The 17597-nt window shown below is 52.8% G+C and carries 11 protein-coding genes and 3 pseudogenes; 9 read left to right on the top strand and 5 right to left on the bottom strand.

The window, feature by feature from the left end:
- Positions 1 to 278: 278 nt before the first annotated feature.
- The 3 genes and pseudogenes from QMX84_RS00480 to QMX84_RS00470 form a co-directional block, all read left to right on the top strand.
- Entirely contained in the window at positions 279 to 1436 is a 1158-nt protein-coding gene (locus tag QMX84_RS00480; protein WP_282362814.1) for an ATP-binding protein, read from the top strand.
- 2 nt (positions 1437 to 1438) lie between these two features.
- Positions 1439 to 3673, top strand: a complete 2235-nt coding sequence (locus QMX84_RS00475; protein ID WP_282362813.1) for a hypothetical protein — start codon at positions 1439 to 1441, stop codon at positions 3671 to 3673.
- A gap of 326 nt (positions 3674 to 3999) precedes the next feature.
- Positions 4000 to 4542, top strand: a pseudogene (locus tag QMX84_RS00470) (IS3 family transposase); the annotation flags it as partial.
- Positions 4543 to 4914: 372 nt separating this feature from the next.
- Here QMX84_RS00470 and QMX84_RS00465 read toward each other — a convergent pair.
- Positions 4915 to 7296, bottom strand: coding sequence for a type I restriction enzyme HsdR N-terminal domain-containing protein (locus tag QMX84_RS00465; protein ID WP_282362812.1), 2382 nt, complete (start codon positions 7294 to 7296; stop codon positions 4915 to 4917).
- A 204-nt stretch (positions 7297 to 7500) separates the two neighbouring features.
- On the opposite strand from QMX84_RS00465, the gene QMX84_RS00460 reads away from it, so the two are divergent.
- The 5 genes and pseudogenes from QMX84_RS00460 to QMX84_RS00440 all read left to right on the top strand — a co-directional run bounded on the left by QMX84_RS00460 (position 7501) and on the right by QMX84_RS00440 (position 11423).
- Positions 7501 to 8193 carry an HNH endonuclease signature motif containing protein gene (locus QMX84_RS00460; protein WP_282362811.1) on the top strand — a complete coding sequence of 231 codons (693 nt, stop codon included), beginning with the start codon at positions 7501 to 7503 and terminating at the stop codon, positions 8191 to 8193.
- Complete coding sequence (locus QMX84_RS00455; protein WP_261760986.1) at positions 8190 to 8831, top strand: hypothetical protein; 642 nt, start codon at positions 8190 to 8192, stop codon at positions 8829 to 8831. Before QMX84_RS00460 ends, QMX84_RS00455 begins: the two co-directional genes overlap by 4 nt.
- Positions 8832 to 9148: 317 nt before the next feature.
- Positions 9149 to 9421 (top strand): annotated as a pseudogene (locus QMX84_RS00450) (IS3 family transposase); the annotation flags it as partial.
- 28 nt (positions 9422 to 9449) lie between these two features.
- Positions 9450 to 10181 carry a hypothetical protein gene (locus tag QMX84_RS00445; RefSeq protein ID WP_261760985.1) on the top strand — a complete coding sequence of 244 codons (732 nt, stop codon included), beginning with the start codon at positions 9450 to 9452 and terminating at the stop codon, positions 10179 to 10181.
- A gap of 63 nt (positions 10182 to 10244) precedes the next feature.
- Positions 10245 to 11423, top strand: coding sequence for a hypothetical protein (locus tag QMX84_RS00440; RefSeq protein ID WP_282362810.1), 1179 nt, complete (start codon positions 10245 to 10247; stop codon positions 11421 to 11423).
- A 466-nt stretch (positions 11424 to 11889) separates the two neighbouring features.
- On the opposite strand, the gene QMX84_RS00435 is transcribed toward QMX84_RS00440, so the two are convergent.
- The 3 genes from QMX84_RS00435 to QMX84_RS00425 form a co-directional block, all read right to left on the bottom strand.
- Positions 11890 to 14829: a DEAD/DEAH box helicase family protein gene (locus QMX84_RS00435; RefSeq protein ID WP_282362809.1), complete on the bottom strand. Its 2940-nt coding sequence runs from the start codon at positions 14827 to 14829 to the stop codon at positions 11890 to 11892.
- 300 nt (positions 14830 to 15129) lie between these two features.
- On the bottom strand, positions 15130 to 15318 hold the full coding sequence (locus tag QMX84_RS00430) for an AbrB/MazE/SpoVT family DNA-binding domain-containing protein (protein ID WP_282362808.1): 189 nt from the start codon (positions 15316 to 15318) through the stop codon (positions 15130 to 15132).
- A 315-nt stretch (positions 15319 to 15633) separates the two neighbouring features.
- Positions 15634 to 16161, bottom strand: a complete 528-nt coding sequence (locus QMX84_RS00425) for a hypothetical protein (protein WP_282362807.1) — start codon at positions 16159 to 16161, stop codon at positions 15634 to 15636.
- A gap of 346 nt (positions 16162 to 16507) precedes the next feature.
- On the opposite strand from QMX84_RS00425, the pseudogene QMX84_RS00420 reads away from it, so the two are divergent.
- Positions 16508 to 16857: pseudogene (locus QMX84_RS00420) on the top strand (GNAT family N-acetyltransferase).
- 293 nt (positions 16858 to 17150) lie between these two features.
- Here the strand turns inward: QMX84_RS00420 and QMX84_RS00415 are convergent.
- Positions 17151 to 17363: a hypothetical protein gene (locus tag QMX84_RS00415; protein WP_282362806.1), complete on the bottom strand. Its 213-nt coding sequence runs from the start codon at positions 17361 to 17363 to the stop codon at positions 17151 to 17153.
- Between the last annotated feature and the right edge of the window lie 234 nt (positions 17364 to 17597).

Below are 17597 nucleotides of genomic sequence, written 5' to 3'. Positions count from 1 at the left end.
GGCAACCACTGGAGCTCTGCAGATCGGAGAAGGTGGGGCGGCGCCTTCCAATTACGGCAACGCCATCACTAATGGCAATTGGCCAATATCAGCAATTTCTGGCATATTGGTCGATACCAACGGAGGGAATGGCTGGAACGTCTCGGTTCATCACGGGGGGGGGCTGGGATCGCCGAACTTTTCCGTTTCGAGTACATTCTCCATAAATTTCCGGCTACCCAAGCGTCAACAAGTGGTAGCCGACCGGTGCGTAACCAACGAGGGAACGTGAGGCCTGAATGCAGATCAGCCGTAAGTTAAACCTGTACGACATCGAAAGCCTGTACGACTCAATAGGTACGGATCCACAACTCAGGCTGCCGATCAGCATGAGCCATGGTGGAGGGCTAGGGGTAGACGCGGCCCTCGCTCAGTTGATCGTTACCTGGGCCCGGGCCTGTGAGCAGTCAGTCCTGCATCTCTACGCCCCGGTTGAGGAGGCTATAGCCCAAATCCCTCAAATAGCCAAAAGCGCCGCTGGGCTCTTCGCGCTCATCATGAGCAGCGAGATCCATGCAGAGGATCACCAAGTTGTAGACCGTCGTGAAGCCCTGCTGGCGATAAAGCCTTTGATTGAGGCGATGTTTGTCGGCGACATCCGTAACACCTCCAGCACAAAAGGTGCTCGACCTACGGCTATCAACCTGTTCAGTGTCAACTTCGCAAAACGGGAATTTATTAAACCTTTCTACTTCGATCATAGCTCGCCACATGTTCAGCCTCACTCATGGTTTTCCCACTTGATTGCACAGTCATCGGAATTAATGACTGCGAAACAAGACAGGGCGACTCTGCTTAAAGCTGGGCTTCCCGAACTGGGGAGTGTTCTGCGAGAGTTGATTGATAACGCTGATCAGCATGCAGTGACTGATGTCTCTGGAATCAAATACAAAAAGGCGCTGCGTGGTACCTCGATCAAACTCAATCGGATCAGCCGCAAAGACGCCTTGGCTTACTCCGACCGAGAGCCTGAACTGGCACGCTTCATACTGAAGCTTTTTTTGAAGTCGGAAACCTTGGACTTCCTCGAAATTTCGGTCATCGACAGCGGGCCAGGCCTTGCTAGGCGTTGGCTAACGGCCAAAGAAGGACGTCCGGTCGATAGTCTTGAAAAACTCGACTTCGATGATGAGCTGCGAGCGACATTGGATTGCTTCAGAAGCCATATCACCTCCAAACCCGACGCAGGTGCGTCCGGAATGGGACTTTATCTCGCGCTACAGGCGCTTAACAAACTTAAGGCTTACGTACGAGTACGTACAGGGCGCCTTTCGTTAAATCAGGCTTTTCAAGGACGCAGTGGAATGATGGAGTTCGAACCGTCAGTCAGGGGTACTAAGGAACGATTGGCCGCCGCTGAAGGCACAGTATTTACTATTTGCATCCCGGTGGGCTGACAATGTTCGATCTCATGGATTTCGAAGCCGAGCTTCGTCAGGACGGCAAGCCCTTGCATCTCGCTGTCTTTTTCACTGGCCCTGACTTCTTCACCGGAAGCCAGATTGCTCACGCCCTGCAGACTCAGTTGCCCCGCCACGTTATGCCGGATGCGCTGCTGTTCCTGCTTCCCAAATACACGCTTGAAGAGTTCAAAGCTCACAAGGCTGACAAAGCTTCGCCACTGATGGCTCAGTTTGAGCGAAAGGGGCCGGGCTCACCTCAAACGTACGGGGTGGGCTTCTACGATGAGACAGGTGCGATCACCGACTATGTGCATGTTTCAGGCGTTGGCACCAAGGTAGGTGTGGTGATAAAGGCTCAATCACGAGCCATCGCAAAAGCTGGCCTTGCTAGCCTGGTCAAGCGCTCCGATGTATTGAAGAAAGCGCCCGCGGGATTCTTCTACTCAAAACCCTCGTCTCGCGCCTCAAACTATTTCATCCGTGCTGAGGATCTGTTCTCAGAAGCGCACCACGCCCATTTCTTGGCGTTTGCGTGCTTGCCACTCATCAAGAAGATCAAAGACAAAGGGCAAGCCACCCCCGATATCTTGTACCTAGACACGATCGCATTACTGCCATTGGCTTTTTCCTTGCAAATGTACCTCATGCGTTTCAAGCAACCACTTTTCGCGGACATTCGCTCTTTCCACTCACATGAAGGCTTGGTCAAGGATGGGCCTTTGCCGAAAGGCGCGTCCGCGATGTGCCTAATCTCGGCCTCCACTCGATGCGGGCTGGCAGACCAGTGGGTAAAGATCAACAGTGCTGACTCGTGTCTTGTGACCACTATCTTGTCGTTCGAGCCCACTTCGGACAGTTGTTCGATCTTGTACACTCTGAAGCAGCCAGCTGACTTTGAGGTGCTCAATGAGGGAGACTCTGGTGGCACACGGCTCATTCGGATTCACGGGGAGCGGTTCGTGGCTGAGCACAGCGACCCCAGGCTCCTGAACATCACCACTGACCACGCCCCAACGATCCTCCAGCCCAAGTTCTACTTGTACATGGGCGAAGGCCTGTTCAGCTGTTTCAGACAGGACAAGCCTGGCGCCCGGGCGCGAACGGTGCATGTCGACAAGAGCAAGCTGATTCAAACCCCAGGGTTCAAGGAATGGTTCGACACCGTCCTGCTGGAAGAAGCGGTTTCATCCACGCGGTGGATCATTCACGATAACGATGAAGCAAGTGTCCAGCTAGCGGACAAAACCATCGCTTACCTCGAAGGGTGTGGAGTTAAGATCGAAAACAGGGTGTCGTTTGATGATTTCGACGCCGGTACGAAATTCGATGGTTCGGTGATTGTCCTGGCTGCTGCAGTTGAGCGTGGCTCTCGGCTGCAAAGCGTTAGTCGACGGTTGCGTACTGCCCAGCAGAGTGGCACGCGTCTCTACATAGCAGGAACGCTGTTCGGCCGAAGCTATCAGATGATGAGGGAGCTGCATGCCAACCTGACACAGCCGGCGAAAGGCCATAGCCGATTTATCTTCAAAACCTACATCGAGATCCCTGCTGCTGAACTGGCATGCGCGCGGCACTGGGAGGAAGAGCGCGATCTGCTTCAGTCCTTGCATTCGATCAGCAGCAAATTTTCTGAACCGATCAGCAAGCGAATGGAAGTCTTTAACCAAGCGCCTGCCCAGGGACTGGCGTTGAATCCTTTCTGGCCTAGCAGCCAGACTGGAGAGTCGATGACGCTGGCTCAAGGCTTCGCGTTCGTGGATGGCAAGCCCGAAGGGAAAACTAACGTCACGGTCGCAACGTCCACGGACATCTTCCTGACCATCTTGTGGATTCTGCAAAACGCCAGGTACGGCGAACAAGTTGCGAACGCCAAACGCCTGGAGTCAGGTGAGCTCCAACAAGTGCTGTTGTCGCCAGAGGTCTTTTCAAGATTCGACGACGGTGTGATTCAGGCGGCATTCCTCCATGCTGCGTTGCCAACCGAGCTGGATTACCGTGCCGATGAAACCCAAAGCCTGGCGATGTCGGACATTATCTATCGCCTGGCCGCAGGTTATGGATACGAACGAGGAGAGGCAGCCATGGAGTTCGTGATGGCGTTGGCCATCGAGAAGATCCGACTCCATAAGACCGAGGATGCGCGCCTACGACAAAGGCTAATCAAGGTTTTGGAAGACAAAATCCCTGAAATCGTACACCTGCTTGATCCTGAAGCGGGGTCTCCGCTTTAAGTCTCAACTTTCGCACCTGCATTTCAGATGCCAACCGCCCCTAGCTTTAGCAGGGGTGATGAGTCTCTGTAGAAATCTGAAAATTCATGCGGTGAAGGTTCTCCAGCATTTACTGGTATTTGGGATGCATAGTGAAAAAAGGGTTCACATGCTTGCTACCGAACTTCATTCAGGCGGACGTGCCTAGTTGCGACAATCTTTGTCTCATGTTTGAAGATCGTAGGACACGCTGACTTCGAGGTTGGCAGGGTTAAAGAGAACCAGAGGACGCCTCATCGCGAGTTGAGACGGAATTACTTCGCGCGCATAGATACTGGCCAGCGGTCGCTTCACCCAATTTGCTGAAGCGCCAGTTCGATGTCGTGGAACCCAACAAGGTTTGGGTAACCGACATTACCTATATTCGTACGTATGAAGGCTGGCTGTTTTTGGCCGTGGTGCTAGATCTGTTTTCTCGTCAGATTGTTGGCTGGTCAATGAAGTCGCAGATGACCAGTGATTTGGCCATTGATGCGTTATTTATGGCGGTTTGGAGGCGTAAACCGAAACAGGAGGTGATGGTTCACTCCGACCAGGGCAGCCAATACAGCAGCTCCGACTGGCGCAGTTTTTTGAAGGAGAACAGTTTGGTTGCCAGCAAGAGTCGTCGAGGCAACTGTCACGACAACGCCGTGGCCGAGAGCTTTTTCCAGCTTCTGAAACGGGAACGGATCAAGCGGAAAATCTACACCACACGGGAAGATGCTCGCAGCGATGTGTTCGATTACATCGAGATGTTCTACAACTCAAAACGCCGGCATGGTTTCAACAATCAGCTGTCGCCGGTAGAGTTTGAAAAGCGTTACGCAATGAGCCTGCGAGGTGTCTAGAAAATCCGGGGCTATTCACTTCGGATTACTCTGCATGTGCCGAATGTATTTGAGGGCGATTATGAAATCGTCCACTACGACACCAGTACCCTCAGCATAATCGCCGCAGAAATGGACGCCAAAATGACATTCCGCGCTTAGGAGCAGATCTGACGGACAACTCAAAAAAATTCATTTTCCAGGAGAAGGGCAGCTTATTGCTCGCCGGGCAATGCGATTCTGATGGTGGTGGGATTGCTTGCCACTCTTGCCATCAACCGGAAGAAGCAGCGCCTCAGGCGCATGGCATCTGGGCGCGCCTCAAAAATTACGACAACAGGTGATCGGCTAGGGTAGGCACGCTCTAACCGACTTACCGGGGGCGCTTATGGTTTAAGCGCTGCCCTTGTCGTTTTTAGCGTCATCGGATGCGATGAAGGCTTTCCAGTATTTGTCCAGCCGTTGCAAGGCCGCGCGAGCGGCGGCACTGGCCTTCGGGTCGCTATCATTTCTCAGCAGACTGCAAAGAATCACCAGGCGCCACGCTAGATGGCGCTTATCTTCTTGCAACGCATGCGTTACCAATTGATGGAGTTCATCAGGACGGTGTGATGCACACAAGTACATGGCCTGCATGAGAGGTTCCACAATTCCGCTATTCACGCATAGTACTGAGCCAACACCTGGAATGTCGTGGGTATGTAGGCCAAGAGTGTCTCTGAGGTCGCGAGGCGCTGGTTTGAAAATCAGATCTTCAGAATTGCCCAAGGTGGCGACAATCAACAAGTTCACCGACGTACCATCATCGCCCGTGTCCATGGGCGTCATTGCCAAGTGGCTCAGAATCAGCCAAGGCTGCATATCCCCGGGCAGCCGCTCGTTCATTCCTTCACCGAATTGAATTCGTACGCCTTTGACATCCTTCGCTAGTATTTCGACCGTCGATCCCTCAGTCAGGAAGGTGGGCTCTGGCTCGGCGGCGATCAGTGTGTTGACGATTAGGAATAAGTGGTTACCGTCAGTAACTCGAGAGATGGCTGCTGCGACGCAGAGATCTCCCTCGGGCACGAAACGCGATTGCTGGAGTATGCGCTGCAGGGTTGTATTGAGGTTGTCCGCGTCCGTTTGCTTGTTTAGGTCTGCCGCCCACTGGGCAGAGATGTTATGAGCCAACTGCTCTGGGAATCGAACGACCAGCCTTGGCCCGAGCGTCCGGGTGTCTATCCAATGAATAACGCCATTTCTGCGCAGGCGTTCAATTCGCTGTTCGCCGAGTGACCGCTCCAGGATATCGGGATCGATCGACGGTGCCCCGTAGGTCTCGATGATTCGCAGCTGGTCTCGACCGTGTTCCGTCACATCGACCAGATAGGCGGCGGCAAGCTTTGATAGATCGTGCTTCAGCTGAGGGTCTGCACCGATGAGGTTGCTCGCCCTTTCCAGCATCCGAAAATCGGGAATCGGAGGGATTACCAGGCGGGTTTCATATCTTGAGCCATCAGTTGCTGATTTACGCTTCGGGACATGCCGGGGTAGAAGGGACGCGATAAGCCGCAGCTGACGCGGGCGACGCAGATCAGGAATCAACTGCGCGCCAGTCAAAAAATGCGCGTATTTGAGTTTCACAAAAAGCTCGCGTGCAGCCCCGAACTCTTCGTTTGACAAATCCTCAAGCTCAACCGGTGTTGCCAGGCGGCCAAGCATCGTTTCTTCAATGCGGCCAGCCAAGGTACTGTGTGACTCGAACGTACCGCTATCAGTCCCGAATACGAGCTGGAGGCGCTTCAGCTCTGCAAGGTGCAGCAGCTCCTCCAGCTCACCGGTCGGTACTCCGTCCACGACGAGAATGAGTCCTGCCAGTGACTGACCAGTAATAAGCCACTGCCTAACGTCATCCCGGGAAACCCCGATGGAAAGCTCTCGGGTCAGTCGGGATGAAAGAAACTGTAGAATATCGCCCGAGCTTCTGCGGTCGACGTAGAGGACAGGAGCCTTCTCGAGCTTCTCGATCAGCTGGATCAGTGTCCCCGTGATGCCTGATAGCGGAGCCCCATGCAGGACGACTACTTTCGCGCCTCTTTCGACGTAGTTGCAGATTTGGCCTACAGCCTGGCGGGGTATTTGAAAACCCTCGGCAATGGCTCGGTGCAGATCAGGTATGGCGCCAGTTCGGCTGCTGATCTCCTCGGCATTCCATTTCTTAAGTATGGCTCCCCAGATTTTCGGGTCACGTCCCAGCAAACTGCGAATTGCGCCCTCGGTTGAGCTGCGTGCCAGATTCGACGCTGCTAAGAGAATCTTCTCCAAACCTGCAGCATCCGCTTTATCGCTTGAAACTGTGGTTCCATCGTAGGTCAGGACAAGTCGGGTCGACGCTTGATCGCCATTCGTGACCAGTACCAGTGGCACCATTGGTTGGTGGATCCGGGCGTAGGAAAGCCCCTGGTCGACGTCTTCATCAGTGATAGCCACAGACGGAGCTTTCAGCTCAGCGAGCAACAGCGGTGTATCGTCGAGAAGCATGACTACGTCCGACCGGCCCTTGAAAAAATCTCTAGTTTTTCCGCTCCCATCGACTGCAATGTGATGGTGGCCGAGCTTTAAGTTCAAATAGCGCTCGGCACGAATGTTAGCCGGCAGCAAGGGTAGGGCCTGGCGCAAGCGAGCGATGATCGCAGCTTGGAAGTCTGCCTCGTTTATCGGTTGGTTCGCCCCAGAATGGGGTGCCGGTAGCACCTTTGGCTTAGCAGCGCTTTTCTTTTTCGAGGCGGTCATATCGTCCTTGGAATAAGATCTGAGGGGCGCAAAGCGTACCTCAGGTGGTGGGATTGTTGACTGGCTGAAGAACCGCATCAGGCGCTAGCGTCCGGCAAAATCGCAGCCGACTGCGTCATTTGATGTCGGACTCGCCTTAGGTCGGCCTATGAGTCTGCACCGTCTCCCGCTAAGCTACGCACCTCGAATATTGGGGGCGCTAGCATGGCAGATCGAAAGCACATTCCACAGGATACCAAGCTTCGGCTTTTCGCGGAGGCGGCAGGCCACTGCCAGCGCCCGGACTGTCTGCAACCCCTATTTCCGGCCGAGATGGGCGGTGACAAGCACATCGCGGAGATGGCGCACGTGATCCCCCATGGCGAAAAGGGCCCACGTCATGAGGAGCGGCCTGCTGGCGAGTTCGAAGCCGACTCCTTTGAAAACCTCCTGCTCCTGTGCCCCAGCTGCCATAAGACCATCGACAAGAACTCGCCCTCGTACAATCGCAGTACTCTGTTGATGTGGAAGAGCAACCACCTCGCGTCCTTGGCCAACAAGCAGGGCGTGTATGCCTACGAGGAGCGTTCGCAGGTCAGAAGCGCCATCACGGCCGCCATGGCCGAGAACAAAGCGATCCACACGCGGCTCGCTCCCTGCGAAGGAACAAGCTTCGAGTACGACCCGGAGTCAGACTCAGCGAACACCTGGCTGCACAGGATGCGCAACGTCATCCTGCCCAATCACTTTCGTATCCAGCGCATCATCACGGCGAACCAGCATCACATGGACGAGGCCGAGCATGAGGCATTTGCCCAATACCAGGAGCATGTTCGAGGGCTGGTTGAGCGCCACGTCTGTGGCGTAGCCGGCCGCGCTATTCGCTATCCAGTACAAATAGATGGAATTTTTGCATGAAATGGCAGGTGAAATATGCGCTGGAAAACATCCGGCGTGAAAGTGGGGTCATCTTGGCAGAACACGCAGGAGGCGACGCTATCCGCATTTCGGTTCGTGAGCAGCCAGACGTTTTGGCTGTCATCAGTGACACCCACAAGATGGACGCCGAATTGGCTGCCCGGTACCACCAGCAATGGCCGGAGATGGATTTCCTCTGCGGCTATCGCAAAGAGTGCGTTTGGGAAGGTGGTGCAATCGCCTTCCTGGAGGAAAAGCCGATAGGATGGGGAAATTACGGAACACTTGGGTCGGCAATTCCGAAGGGTTCAGTGAGGAAAGCGTCTCACAAAAACTATGCGTTTTCTTACCGAATGATTCTGCAGCTACGTTACGTAACGAACGTCCGCCGTGAGTTCGATCGTGTGTTCACTCTTACCCTTTCGGGTGGACGCTCGCTCAGAATAGGGATGATCTGGGAGTATGAGCCAACAGCCGATGCCGTCCGCAGCCTATGGGACGATTTCGGTGCGGTGGACGTTGCGTGGAACATCAATCCCAATGGATCGCCGGCTCCAAGCGCCATTGAGGCAGGTCGGGAGCTGGGATGCAAAGTACTGAAGTGGGAAGACCTCAGAACGATTTTGCTGAAGGGTTGATGACAGCAGCGGAAGTGGCAGGCTTTCTACTCGAGGCCTGCCCGTCGTTGCGGTACTTCGAGTCCTTCATGTTTGGGTCGTCACTCCGTGGTGTCGGCAGCGATTACGACGTGTTGGTCGTGGGCCCATCCGGCGCGCCGCTCGCTCGACTTAAGAGTGAGTTGAGAGCCGCTGGCGCTGAGCTTCCGCTCGACATCTTGTACATGATGCCGACGGAGGCGGAGGACACAGCGTTCATCGCGCGTGAAGGGTGCATTCCGCTCTCACAGCTGGCTCGATTAGGTAGCGAAGCTCACGAGCCACTTTGAGGTCTTCCTCGAGGCAACTGCCATGATAACGCCGTGGCCAAGAACTTTTTCCAACTTCTGAAACAGGAACAGATCAAGCGAAATATCTATACAGCGCGGAAAGATGCTCGTAGTGATGTGTTCGATTACATCGAGATGTTCTACAACGTAAAACGCCGCCATGGTTTCAACAATCAGCTGTCACCGGTAGAGTTTAAAAAGCGTTACGCAATAGACTGTGCGCAGAACGGGGGGAATGAGCACGAGTTCGAACAATCTTGCGCCTCAGTATATAAAATGTGAAATCAGTCGGGGAGTGGAGCCTAGACACATGGAGAAGTACACGTTTATTGATCGGTATTTTCACAGCCAGCGCGAATTGTTGGACATCAGGCATTCTGAAGAGCGGGACATCAACACGCTGTTTACCTACCTGAATAACCTCCACTCTACGGCTGATAAGCTGCTTGAGCTATTCAACTGCAGCATCAAAACTGCTCCAGAATTCAAAATGCTTCGGATTGTCAGAAACTATTTTCACCATGTCGGCGACGTCGACGAAGTTCGTCTCCATGTCAAGGTCGAGGAAAATGTTCTCGTTAGCCATTCGCAACACCTTCTAATACCACTAGAAGTGCTCGCAAAAAGCGTGAAATCATTTATCGATAACACGATACCTGACGAGAAAAATAAAAATTACAAAGCCAAGTTGCGATTCGTGCAGAGGGAAATGAGTGATATCGCTGAGATCTTCGACTACGCCGCAAATCTCATGAAAGACCTCGAAATGTTCTGCCAAAAGCCTAGCCTAAGGCTTGACGGAAGGGTCTACGAACTCGGATTCGATATGTACAAATTCGTTTTCAACATTACGAATACTATTGCTGATAAATGCCGAGAAATCCCAGAACTTCGCGAAAAGAAGGTAATCCAGGAGCTCGACTGGTCTTATCGTGCTGAAAACAACATTGGCAAACACGACGTTTTTTGCAGCCCGTCCAACGTACCAATCACCACCACCGAAGGCTTCGTATACGCCAAGGACATTGATCTGGTTCGTTAACTTGCTTGCTGTGACCCGCCTGCTTTCACAGCCCGAGGAAGCAAACAGACAAGGAGCAGCACATTGTCAGCTGAAAACAAACCAACAGAACCTGAAAACCAAAACAACCAAAACGACTCAATCAAGCCTAAAAAGGCCTTCGTGCTTACCGATGAGATGATCCGGAGGATAGCGGAATCGGAAAAAGAGCACCGTCGTTACAAGCGTCGGGAGAAGCGGTTTGAGTTCAGCTGGATTTCCTGGTTTTGCGATGAATTCCCGAATGAAGAGGTCTACAGGCCCGCCCTAGCTGAGCGACGCAACACGCGCCAGGAAATGGCGTATCACCGGTTTCGACAAATGACGAGTTGGTCGTTCTGGTCGCGGATGAAGTCTGGCGCCGGTATCAAGCTCGCAACGGTGGGAGGTTTGGTTGCCGCATTCCTTCAGGCTGCTCCCCCGCTGAAAGGTGCAGAGTCAGCGGTCGGGCCTTTGAGCTGGTTGCTGATCGGCGGGGGCTTCTACTTGTTGGCGGTAATTTGGTTCGAGTGGAAATGTCCGGTTCTGCTAAAGCGAACACTTGCTGGGAAGGATGAGTGCCTTGGCGTCGAAGCGCGGCGCTGGTTGCTCGCGCTCGTTGAGGATGAATTACGACGCTGGTGGAGCGTTAAGCCCTATGAAATGGATACGGGTATAATCAAGCCAGAGTCCAGTAAACATCAGCTTGCGCTTGAAATCACTCGGCGTGGTGACATTCCAGCCTACGGTGGCTTTGGTGAGTTCGCATCCGCACGGATAGAGTATGCACTTCATGAGTACGCCCAGCTGACATCTACAACGATCTGGCGAGAGGATTCCAAGCCGAACGAGTTCCAGGAATTCATGCCGGGACACCGAATTTGCCCACTCAATACACCTCTGCGTAACATCCATTTGAGTGTCATGAATGGGAGCGAGGTGAAAATGGCTAAGGTAGGCAAGGAGGGCGATTTAGTGGTGCGCTGGTTTGACGGCTCGCTGGATTTCCGCTCGGAGCAACCGACGCATCGAAATCTGATGGTGTCTGCCTATGCAGAAGGGCTTATCTATCTGTTTCGCACCGACGCCTCTGCGCTGACATTCACTCGAATTATCGCGCAGTGGCAAAACACGATGCGCCCATTAAGTCGGTTTGTACTTATTAGCTTGTTCTTGGCCAGCGGAGGCTGCTTCGTATGGTTTGTTTTCCTTCAGCTGAAGATTCTGCTGCCCGGCCTTTTGTGAGGTGCTGGCTGATGAAGTTCCAGGCCTGGTGCATGATTGAGCGCCCCATGCCAAGTTTCGGGCGGCAGTTGAGAACCTGTTGTTCCACATTCCCAGCCCGGAATCACGATCAGGCTTGAGGTGTCGTTGGGGTAACCGGCGAAAGCATTCTCTCAAGAAGCTTGTTGCTTGATTCGCCATGTGGTCGCAGAAATATCACGCCGTGGCGCACGGTGCCCACATCCGTTGACCTGTCTGGCCTATTCGTAGTGAAGCTCGCCAAACAATCCGATCATCAAATCGCCGTCCAGAACTTCGAAAGGAAGTTCAAGATCATCCGATGACGCGCGGGCTATGGATTTTCCGTCGTGAGGGGCGTTTTTTGTATGGCCTTGCACGCACTCGCTGATTGCTAACCGAGGGGGCAGGGCGTAGGTATTCGACGTGATGTCAGAGCGGCCTTGACAGCTCCGCTGACAGCAAGGCGCTATGGGCTAACGATTACCTTTATGTCCGATCCTGAAATGCTCTTGATGTATGAATAGCTCGTTCCTAAGACAGCCAACTGCTCGTTCGATATTTTCTGACTTGAGATCGCTGGCTGTACGATCACAAACTTGAAAATCAGCTCGTGGTCGTGACATTTATTGCGCAGTATCTCCAGCTCGTGCGGTGTTCCTTTGAGGATTCTATCGAAGCCTTTGGGAAGCGATTGCTGGTAGCGATCCATCAATCGATCAAAGAATTTTTCGCCGGTGGATAGCCATTTCACTGATCTGGAGGCTTGCCCGCACACCTCATAGACGTCACTGACGCGAGCCCCAGGCGCGGCCACCCCATCCGTCTGAGGGCAGTACTTACAGTGGTAGAGATCGATATTGATAGCATCTTTGCTTTCACGAATTGCGACCAAGTCAGCAATTTCCCCCTTCCCATCATCGTTGAAAACGATTGTGTACTCGTCAACAATTTTGTCGTAGGTGAAACCTTGCACGGTGTCCATGCGTTGCTCAGCCCGCATGGATTCTTGGTAAATTTTTGTTGCCCCCCAATTCCACGGTTCGAGCAGGCCTACAGGCAATCTGACGTCCACACTGTTGGGTGAGTAATGGCGGTAGTTCCCATAAACCATTGACCCGTCTACTCGTAACAGGACAAGCGGCTCCGCATCTAGATAAGAATCAAATGGCATCTCTTGGGAAAAAAGAATTTTCAAGCCAGGGCAGGACGTTTTGTACCCGTCCTCCAGCAGTTTGATGGAGATTGTCGTGAGGCGACGTTCTTCGTCGTCGACGCCGGCAACATATACCGGGATGGCCAAGGTCAGCGCATCCTCGTACTCAGGTTTACCTAGCTCGACATCCAGCAGGTTGAAGCTTTCCCCCTGGAAATACAGAGCGATCTTTTGCTCGTTCTCGATCGCGATAGACTCAGGCCAGTCCGCGTAAAAAAGCCCTCTCGGCCAAGCGTCTTCAATTTTTTCAGCCCGCATGACATTTTTGAGCACGTCGCCCGGGTCTATCGTTGCATCGTTGAGCTTGACCGAAATGTGTCTGCACCACTCGACCCAGTAATTGATTGCGGAGGAGTTCATTTCCCAGATTTTGCCTTTGTGCGAGCAGCCCACAGTCGTTCGTTCTCCTCCCTCGAATCCTGTCGCGAAAATATTGGATTTCTTGGCGTTACCTTTCTCAATGTCGCTGATCACCTGGTTGATATCGCGCCCTACATGCATCGTGAACCGAAGATCTTTACGGGCACGCGATAAACCTACGTTCTGCAGTTTCATGAGTTTGATATCGTGAAGTGTGCGGAAGACTGGTTCACCATGGATGCGACGAGGCTCTTTGGCCACAAGATTCAAAAAGCGTGTCGCCTGGCTGTCATCACCAGAGGTATGGATGAATAGGGTTTTCTGGGCTTCATTGAAGAAAGCTAGGTACAAGACCCAGTTGGTATCGACGATTTCCTCGGTTAGCGCCCATCCAACCAACGTTTCTCGCCGTGTCACCGCAATGACCGTGTCGGCTTCGTCATTGATCGAAATGTAGTGGAGTGCCTCCCTGCGCCCGTCAAGGCTGCGCGCTCGCTCAGGTTTCCACTGCTCGGCAGAAATGTGATAAGCCACCGCGCTAATTTTGGGGTTTGGGTTGAGCCCGAAAATCACATGCGCATCATCACCATCGGTAAACTGCTCGGTGAAGACTTCCTTCTCGATTTCATGGGTGACTTTTTCCTGGCTCACGTCACGGATAACTGCCCCCCAGTCGGCACTCTCTTTGTAGAGTGCTGCCATCTGATGGTCAGTCTTCTGATTGGCGATATTGGCAACGAACTTGGCGTCCCCTAAAGCAGCATCAACCCTTGTCAGCCGGCCAATGAACTGGAGCGTGACAGCTGGACTGCGGTGTTGGTCATGAATTGCGGCGATTTTCAGTTCTGGCAGATCGAAACCTTCCCCAAGCATGTCGACACAAACAATGATCCGATATTTTTTCTTGACGATCTCACCCAGAACCTTGGCCTGGTTCGGTACCTTACTGTGGATCAGGACGGGAGACAGGTCGGTGTGCTGCTTATAGATCTCAAAAAGGTCTGTTGCACGTTTTTGAGATTTGGCCCGTACCAGCATCAGATGGTCGTATCCAGCCTGTAGGTCTGCCCTAAGCAACTCAACAGCCTTGTCAGCAATGGCCTGATCGGACAGATCCAGGTTGTATTCTCGCACCGGGTGAAACTCGATGCCTTTGAAATAGCCATCGAGCTGAGCGTCCCGAAGAGGGTAGTTATAGATGATCTTGCCTTCCAGGGCCAAGCCATCCTCTCGAAATGGTGTAGCCGTAAATTGGATACAGGGTTTACCCTTGAAGGCTGTTTTGATTCGACTCCAGCTGATCGCGGCAACGTGGTGGGCCTCATCGATCATAAGGTGGCTGCATGTTTCCACCAACATGCCTAGCGTGACCTCGTCGAACAGTAACAAGGCTTGGGGAGTAGCCACAATGATGTTCGCGTATGCCAGTTCAGCAACCTCGACCTCAGACATTTTCGAGCAGATGGCAGCAACGATTGGATTGCGCGCTGTGTCAGACACAGCGCCCACTGTACGAAGCGTCTTCATCTCCGTGCACTTACCCACCAGTTGAGTCCTGAGGGCATCCGAAGGAACTAAAACTAGCGTTCTTGCCATTCTTGCAGCGATTACCAGCGCAAGCATGGTGTCGGTCTTCCCGGTGCCCGTTGGCATTACCACGGTTGCGGTAGAGTAGGGATCAACCACCAGATGACCGAGGGTTGTGTAGAGCGCAGCAAGTTGCGGCTTTCGTAGCCCAGGTGCTTTTGTCGCGGGGTCGTCAAGACTGAAATTGAAGAGATGGTCTTGCCAGCTCTGATACACATCCGAATGCGTTACTACTACGTCGTCCATGGCAATTACCTGAAGACAGAGAGGCTGCTAGGGTAGGGTGGCGATATGGTAGCACGCCTCCAGCAATGGCATGAGTTGCCCATCCTCAGAGGACTGCCAATCACCTTTCGGACCTGGGCCAGCCAGAATTGCCTCAAAGTGGCAGGCCAAGATGGTGTCATCGATATCCAGATCTCGACTTTTGGCATAGATGTAAAAAGTCTGGAATGACATGACCTGTCGTTTAGTCCGATCGTTGCCGCTCAGATGTTCTGTTCGCGTATGCCCGTTTGAAGACTAGGTAAAGCGCGCCAGTACGATTCAGGGTGTAGCTGAGTGGTTAGACTTCGGCGTCAGAACTATCGCGCCGTTGATCACTTCTAAGGTCAGTGCGTCGCCGACGCTCAATCCTAAACTGGCGAGTAGTTCAGGTGGCAAGTCGACGATGATATCGCCACTTCCATCCGCAGGATCTTGGCATTTCACTGTCCAGCGTTGGGCTTCGGTCATGATGTTACTCACATGCGGGGATGATTCATTATGCTCGCAATGTCTTTGCCGGTTGAAGCGTGCTGCTGACTGGTGATGACTTGTCCTGGCCGTTTGCTACCTGTCACAAAGGGCAGCAGTCGATCCATTGCGGCCCTTCGAGCAGTTTATGAAACCAGCGGCGATTCATTATGATGTTACCGTTGCAGCACGCTGGAGCGCTTTCGCAAACATCTGGTGGATCGTTAGCAGCAGCCAAGGAGAAGAGCTGATGAAACGGATTCTCCGCGGCGCCCGGGCGAATCAGCGTGCGAACGATCTGAAGTTGTGTATCTGTCAGGCTGCGGTAACGAGTGCGGTCGGGACGAACATTGATGATATGGCTCTCAAAGCGCCGTTCAATGACGTCGGCAACATCTGCAAATACAACCTCGATGTTAGCCAGCTTGCTTGATTTTTGACGAGCGCGCGGGATGTATCGTGTGACACACCAGGGTACTGGTCACGGGTACGCGGATCGATCTGCGGAAAAGGTTCCGTTCCAGAAGTGCCGATTCGGCCGACCAAGTTGTCGGCTTGTCGGCCGCTTTGGAGCCAGATGGCGTAACCGTCAAGTAACGCCAGAACCGCCTCAAAGTGGCAAGCCAAGATGGCGTCATCAATATTAACTTCTCGACTTTTGGCATAGCTATAGAAAGCCTGGATCGCGCGCAGATGCGCAGCTGTAGTGTTGTAAGCGCGGTACCGTAGCTTGAGTTGAACGTAGATGAACGGGACAAGTATGGGCAACGGCGTCGCATCTCCAGTCTGCACGAGCAGCGGTACACGCTGACCTGAAGAGAAACGGCATTGAATCAGCTTCATCGGCAGCCACCTCATTCAATGACTCGCCATGAACACGAAGTACATGGCCCGTTGAGAGAGTGGACGCCAGAAGCGGGTTTGTCGAATCAGTGTTTTACGAGCCTCATGAACACTCTTAACATAGCACCTTGTTTAACATAATATACATTATGCGAATATTGACATTGCGCCAACAGACCCAGCGCAGGCCAAATTTCAAGCCAGGAAATGGCGATCCTCTCGACCCCCTGAAATCTTCCGATCAATCCATCTCTACCAATCCACACCCACCACATGCGAACCTCTCAACACTCGCCTTGCATGCATAATCACCACCGTTTCATGTCCCAATCCCTTGGAACTAAAAATGATCAGAAAATTTGAACCACGCGACATGGATCGACTGCTGGATATCTGGCTGAGTGCATCCATCAAGGCGCATGATTTTATCGACGCGTCTTTTTGGCAAGCCAATATTGAGTCGATTGGATAGCCAATTGGCTGCTTTGTTTGTTGATCCCGCGCATAGATGTAAAGGCCTTTGGTAAACAGTTACTCGATCATGCCAAGTGTCTTCGCAAGGAGTTGAGCCTTTCTGTTTACAAGGAAAACACGCCCAGTGTCGGCTTCTACACGTCGCAAGGTTTTAAACGGGTCAAAGAGCAAATTGACGAGCAAACAGGCCAGGCCGAATACCTGATGTGCTACCCAGGCTGATCTTTGTGCTAGATTTGGCCCCTTGCTACAAGCCCTCGTACATGGAGAAAGCATTGTGTTTGCAGTAGGAATCTCGATGTTAGCCGTGGGATTAGGCACTGGAAACGCTGGTTTCTGGATACCGGGCTGTGTCTTTATGGCTATAGGGTTTTCTCAAAAATCCAGCAAGAAATGAATAACAGTGCCCTGACCAGTCACACACATATGTTTAGCCGCCGCCTCTAAGCACTCTTTGGGTATAACTCAACTAAACAGTCATTTAGTAGAGTTAAATAACCCCAACTTCTAACCTTTTACTTCGCTTTATAAGCCACCCGCCTTTGTTCGCGTTCTGCGGCAAATTGTTCGCTGATTTTTGCTTCCAGGTCTTTACGCTCAACGTGTATGCCACAGTTTGGGCACACAGTTCCCAAACCAATGTCGTGCCCGCACTCGCGATGGGTAAAACGTACGACAATCTCATCTTCCTCGCCCTTGGACCAGGTTTCTCCCCACGAACGCGGCATCGTGCCTGTTCGTGGGCCCCACAAATAGCAAACAAATCCGCCATTCTCCTTTTGTACCGCCCTCCTTCTCCCCTCGATTATTACGCGTTCCACAACAGTGTTTCTCGCTGATGACGACTGACAATTTGTCGCAGGCGCGATTTTTTTGATATTGTGTCGGCAATTAACCATTTAGTTCATAACCCGTGTGCATCTGTCTGTTCCTGACGATGCGGCATCCGCCTGAGCTTCCTT

It is taken from the genome of Pseudomonas sp. PS01297 (assembly GCF_029959305.1).
GTDB classification, from domain to species: Bacteria; Pseudomonadota; Gammaproteobacteria; order Pseudomonadales; family Pseudomonadaceae; genus Aquipseudomonas; species Aquipseudomonas helleri.
Note: the sequence above shows the minus strand (reverse complement) of the source record. Positions and strands in the feature narration are given on the sequence as shown.

What these genes read in the sequence shown, in the direction of transcription:
- QMX84_RS00480 (WP_282362814.1), top strand. Translation starts at nt 279, where the DNA reads ATGCAGATCAGCCGTAAGTTAAACCTGTACGACATCGAAAGCCTGTAC.
- QMX84_RS00475 (WP_282362813.1), top strand. Translation starts at nt 1,439, where the DNA reads ATGTTCGATCTCATGGATTTCGAAGCCGAGCTTCGTCAGGACGGCAAG.
- QMX84_RS00465 (WP_282362812.1), bottom strand. Translation starts at nt 7,296, where the DNA reads ATGACCGCCTCGAAAAAGAAAAGCGCTGCTAAGCCAAAGGTGCTACCG.
- QMX84_RS00460 (WP_282362811.1), top strand. Translation starts at nt 7,501, where the DNA reads ATGGCAGATCGAAAGCACATTCCACAGGATACCAAGCTTCGGCTTTTC.
- QMX84_RS00455 (WP_261760986.1), top strand. Translation starts at nt 8,190, where the DNA reads ATGAAATGGCAGGTGAAATATGCGCTGGAAAACATCCGGCGTGAAAGT.
- QMX84_RS00445 (WP_261760985.1), top strand. Translation starts at nt 9,450, where the DNA reads ATGGAGAAGTACACGTTTATTGATCGGTATTTTCACAGCCAGCGCGAA.
- QMX84_RS00435 (WP_282362809.1), bottom strand. Translation starts at nt 14,829, where the DNA reads ATGGACGACGTAGTAGTAACGCATTCGGATGTGTATCAGAGCTGGCAA.
- QMX84_RS00430 (WP_282362808.1), bottom strand. Translation starts at nt 15,318, where the DNA reads ATGACCGAAGCCCAACGCTGGACAGTGAAATGCCAAGATCCTGCGGAT.
- QMX84_RS00425 (WP_282362807.1), bottom strand. Translation starts at nt 16,161, where the DNA reads ATGAAGCTGATTCAATGCCGTTTCTCTTCAGGTCAGCGTGTACCGCTG.
- QMX84_RS00415 (WP_282362806.1), bottom strand. Translation starts at nt 17,363, where the DNA reads ATGCCGCGTTCGTGGGGAGAAACCTGGTCCAAGGGCGAGGAAGATGAG.